Source organism: Synechococcus sp. H60.3, assembly GCF_047462295.1.
GTDB lineage: Bacteria > Cyanobacteriota > Cyanobacteriia > Thermostichales > Thermostichaceae > Thermostichus.
On sequence record NZ_JANSIY010000167.1, the window covers coordinates 1 to 3,795 of the forward strand.

Consider the following 3,795-nt stretch of genomic DNA (forward strand, 5'->3'; position numbering starts at 1 on the left):
AAGCGATATATCCAGAATCAGTCAGGAGGCGCTATCCCTCCCCACCCGGGTGGGGAATCCCGCGCCTTACGTTGAATTGGCCCCATCTCGAAAGCTTGAGAAAATCTTCAGGGTTCAGATAATTAATTGTCGAAATGGGCTGCCCCGGATTGCTCCAAAAGCTGGCGGTACAGCCTCACAATTTTGTCTTCCACCTCAGCCTGGCTCAGGTGATCCGTGTCGATCAGAATGGCATCGGGGGCAGGCCGCAAGGGAGAGATAAGCCGTTCGCTGTCGCGGCGATCCCGCTGCTCAATCTGAGCTTTTAACTCTTCAAGGGACACCACTTGTCCTTGGGCTTGCAGTTGGTGTTGCCGGCGCTGGGCCCGCTCCCCCACCGAGGCGGTCAAAAAGACTTTCAGCTCGGCATCAGGAAAAACATGGGTACCGATATCTCGCCCCTCCAGGACAGCCCCCCCATCCCGTCCAATGAGGCGTTGCCGCTTCACCAGCTCCTGCCGTACCCCTGGCACTGCCGCCACCTGAGAAACCCAGCGGGTCACCTCTGGGGAGCGAATGGCCTGGGTAACTTCCTCACCGTCGGCCCAGATGCGGGTTGGTTCGTCGGCCGAGGGGCCACTTTGTAAGGTTAGTTGGGTTTGGGCAGCCAGTTGGGTCAGTTGCTCGGCGTCGTCCAACGGGATCCCCCGCTGCAGCGCCAGCCAGGTGATGGCCCGGTACATCGCCCCCGTATCCAAGTACAGGAGCTGCAGTTGAGCGGCCACTGCTCGCGCTACGCTGGACTTCCCGGCCCCTGCCGGTCCGTCGATGGCAATCAGCGGGCGACGCCCTGTTTTCGGGGAAGGAGGCACTGCACTCTGCTGTTTTTGGGGCAAGGGATCCGCACCTTCCGGGGAAAGGAGCAGGTTGTCAATCAGGCGAGTTTGCCCTACATAGGCGGCGATGGCCAGCAGTCCCTTATCTTTGACCTCCGATAGGGGCTGGAGGGTTTGCGGATCCACCAATTCCAGATACTGCACGCGCACCTCCGGGGTGTGCTCTAGCTCAGCACGGGCGGCGGCCAGGATCCCTTCGGCGGAGGGATCCCCGGCTTGCCAGTGGTCGTAACCTCGGCGCAGGGCGCGGTACAGGCTGGCGGCCACCTGCCGCTCCGCTGCTGAGAGGTAGCGGTTGCGGGAGCTGTAGGCAAGGCCGTCGGCTTCTCGCACGGTGGGGCAAGGGACAATGGTGGTGGGGATCTGCAGATCCTGAACCAGGCGCTGGATGATGGCCAGTTGCTGGGCATCCTTTTGGCCAAAATAGGCCCGCTGCGGCTGCACCAGGTTCAGCAGTTGCAGCACGATGGTGGCCACGCCGCGAAAATGCCCCGGTCGGTGGGGGGCGCAGAGGGTCTGCAGAAGGGATTCGGGGGGCATCACCCAAGTGCGGTCGCCTCCGGCTGCCGGGTCGGCTCCCATCTCTTGCGGGTCGGGGGCAAACACCACATCCACGCCCGCCGCTTCACACAGGGCCCGATCCCCTTCCTCATCGCGGGGGTAGCGATCCCAGTCTTCGTTGGGGCCAAATTGGAGGGGGTTGACGAAGATGCTGACCACCGTGTGGTCACACTCTTGGCGGCAGCGGCGGATCAGACTGAGATGCCCCTCGTGCAGGGATCCCATCGTTGGCACCAAGCCTATGGTAGATCCCCGCCAGCTCGCTACCTGCTCCCGCAAAGCCGCCACCGTGCGCAGCCACTGCATCGCTATGCCACCTCACCTGCTGAGCCGCTCTCTTGCCGACGGTTTGGTGCCAGCTTTTCCTCCCTGGCTTTCACAGACCGATCTTATTGCCGCGCTGATACTGTCTGTAGGCGGCCACAAACAGGCCTGCCAAGGTAACCAGCACCATCCCCAAAACGATCCCCAGCAAAATTGGCTCGATCACAACCTAGGCCTCCTACTTCAAACCTAGATCATGATAAGCCAAGCCCAAACTCTTCCTCACCTTGCCCGGGCCTTTGAGGAGGGGATCCCTGCCAAAAATCAAAACAACGAAGAGACGGGGGACACCTCCCAATTGCCTCAGTGGATGGTCAAGTCTCCACGGCTATAGCTTGCTTTTTGATCACTTCGTTTAACTTGCAACTGTCCCGCCTGAGCTTGCCGAAAGATGTTTCCCAACCACAACTGCTCTCCCGCTTTGAAGGAGTGCCTGTCTGGGCTGGAAGAGCAACTGCGCCCTCTGGCAGACAAGGCCGTTCCCCTACTGGTGGCAGACTCGGATCCGCTACAAGTGTGGGCTGCCGTTTTGGCCTGCCAACACCTGGGGATCCCCCTCTTCTTAGCCAATCCCCACTGGGGAGAACGGGAGTGGGGACAGGCTTTGGCCGGCCTGGGATCCGCTTGGCACTGGCGGCAAGGGCAGTTGCAGGAGGATCCCGCCTGCTCCAACCCCCAGCTGGAGCATTGGCAACAGCTCCTGCCCAGCACCGATTGGCCGGTAATTGGGATCCCTACCGGCGGCTCCGGCGGTCAGGTGAAATGGGCGGTGCACTCCTGGCGTACCCTCAGCGCCTCCGCCAGAGCCCACCAACAGCACTTCCGGGTGGAGTGTATCCATAGCTACTGTGTGTTGCCCCTGTACCACGTCAGCGGCCTGATGCAGGCTGTTCGTTCCTGGCTGAGCGGCGGCCAGTGGATTGTCTGGGATTGGAAACGACAGCAGCAGGCTGAGGCCTGGGATCCGCCTTTGCCGGGCAGCTTTCTGTCGCTGGTGCCCACCCAGTTGCAGCGGCTGTTGCTCAACGCCCAGCCAGGAGTCTTGGAGAGCCTACACCAATTCCAGGCCATTCTGGTTGGCGGCGGCCCCACCTGGCCCAGTTTACGGCAACAGGCCCGGCAGTTGCACTTGCCCCTAGCCCTCACCTACGGCATGACCGAAACCGCCTCCCAGGTATGTACGCTGCTGCCAGAAGCTTTCTTGCAGGGCAGCGACAGTCTGGGCCGGCCCCTACCCCACGCCACCGTGGAGATCCGCGGTGAGAGAGGGGATCCCCTGCCCGCCCAGACGGTAGGCCGCATCCACGTGTGGGCTGAGTCGCTGGCACTGGGCTACTACCCTCTCTCCAGCGAGGCAGATTCTCTAGGCCAATGGCAACAGCGGGGCTTCACCCCCGGCGATTGGGGCTATCTGGACTCAGAGGGCTATCTCTACTGGCTGGGCCGCGCCGACGAGCTCATCCTGACCGGAGGGGAAAAGGTGATGGCCGCCGAGGTGGAGGGGGAAATCCGCGCCAGCGGCTGGGTAGAAGATGTCTGTGTGCTGGGCCTGCCCGATGAGGAGTGGGGCCAGCAGGTGGTGGCGGTGGCTGTGCCCAGGGCTGGGATCTCTCTAAGCAGCAACGAGCTGGAGAAGCACCTAAAGCGGCACCTTGCACAACAACTAAGCCCCTTCAAGCACCCCAAGCAATGGCTGTGGTGTAGCGGGATCCCCCGCAACGCCCAGGGCAAGGTCAACCGCCAGCAGCTCCGGCAGTGGGCGGCCCAGCAGTTGAAAGTTGCAGCGCCAGGCAGCTAGCTGGATCCCTCCCGGATGCCCAGACGGGCTAGATCTCGCCGGATTTCAAAGGCCAACTCCCGGTTATTTGGCTCTGTGGCCAAGGCCTTTCTCAGATAGGCTTCTGCCTGCCGGTGGCGCCCCTCTTGGATCAAATGGTTGCCGAAGCGTTGATAGGCCAAAGCCAAGATGTGGATGGCCTCGCCGGAGTTGGGAAAGCGTTTCAGGAGGGCTTCGGCCAGAGCCACTGCCGTGGGC

Annotated in this window: 3 protein-coding genes and 1 pseudogene; 1 reads left to right on the forward strand and 3 read right to left on the reverse strand. The window is 62.1% G+C overall.

Annotated elements, in window-relative coordinates; all coding sequences use genetic code 11:
• Nucleotides 1-122: 122 nt before the first annotated feature.
• Both NW841_RS12270 and petG read right to left on the reverse strand, forming a co-directional pair.
• Nucleotides 123-1,742 (reverse strand): bifunctional pantoate--beta-alanine ligase/(d)CMP kinase, encoded by a 1,620-nt coding sequence (locus tag NW841_RS12270; RefSeq protein WP_414366592.1) that lies wholly within the window; start codon nucleotides 1,740-1,742, stop codon nucleotides 123-125.
• 70 nt (nucleotides 1,743-1,812) lie between these two features.
• Complete coding sequence (petG, locus tag NW841_RS12275; protein ID WP_414332627.1) at nucleotides 1,813-1,926, reverse strand: cytochrome b6-f complex subunit V; 114 nt, start codon at nucleotides 1,924-1,926, stop codon at nucleotides 1,813-1,815.
• Nucleotides 1,927-2,151: 225 nt separating this feature from the next.
• On the opposite strand from petG, the gene NW841_RS12280 reads away from it, so the two are divergent.
• Nucleotides 2,152-3,558: a 2-succinylbenzoate--CoA ligase gene (locus NW841_RS12280; RefSeq protein ID WP_414386628.1), complete on the forward strand. Its 1,407-nt coding sequence runs from the start codon at nucleotides 2,152-2,154 to the stop codon at nucleotides 3,556-3,558.
• On the opposite strand, the pseudogene NW841_RS12285 reads toward NW841_RS12280, so the two are convergent.
• Nucleotides 3,555-3,795 (reverse strand): annotated as a pseudogene (locus NW841_RS12285) (molecular chaperone DnaJ); the annotation flags it as partial. The gene NW841_RS12280 and the pseudogene NW841_RS12285 overlap by 4 nt on opposite strands.

Coding starts and splice junctions, on each gene's coding strand:
- NW841_RS12270 (WP_414366592.1), bottom strand. CDS start 1,742: ATGCAGTGGCTGCGCACGGTGGCGGCTTTGCGGGAGCAGGTAGCGAGC.
- NW841_RS12280 (WP_414386628.1), top strand. CDS start 2,152: ATGTTTCCCAACCACAACTGCTCTCCCGCTTTGAAGGAGTGCCTGTCT.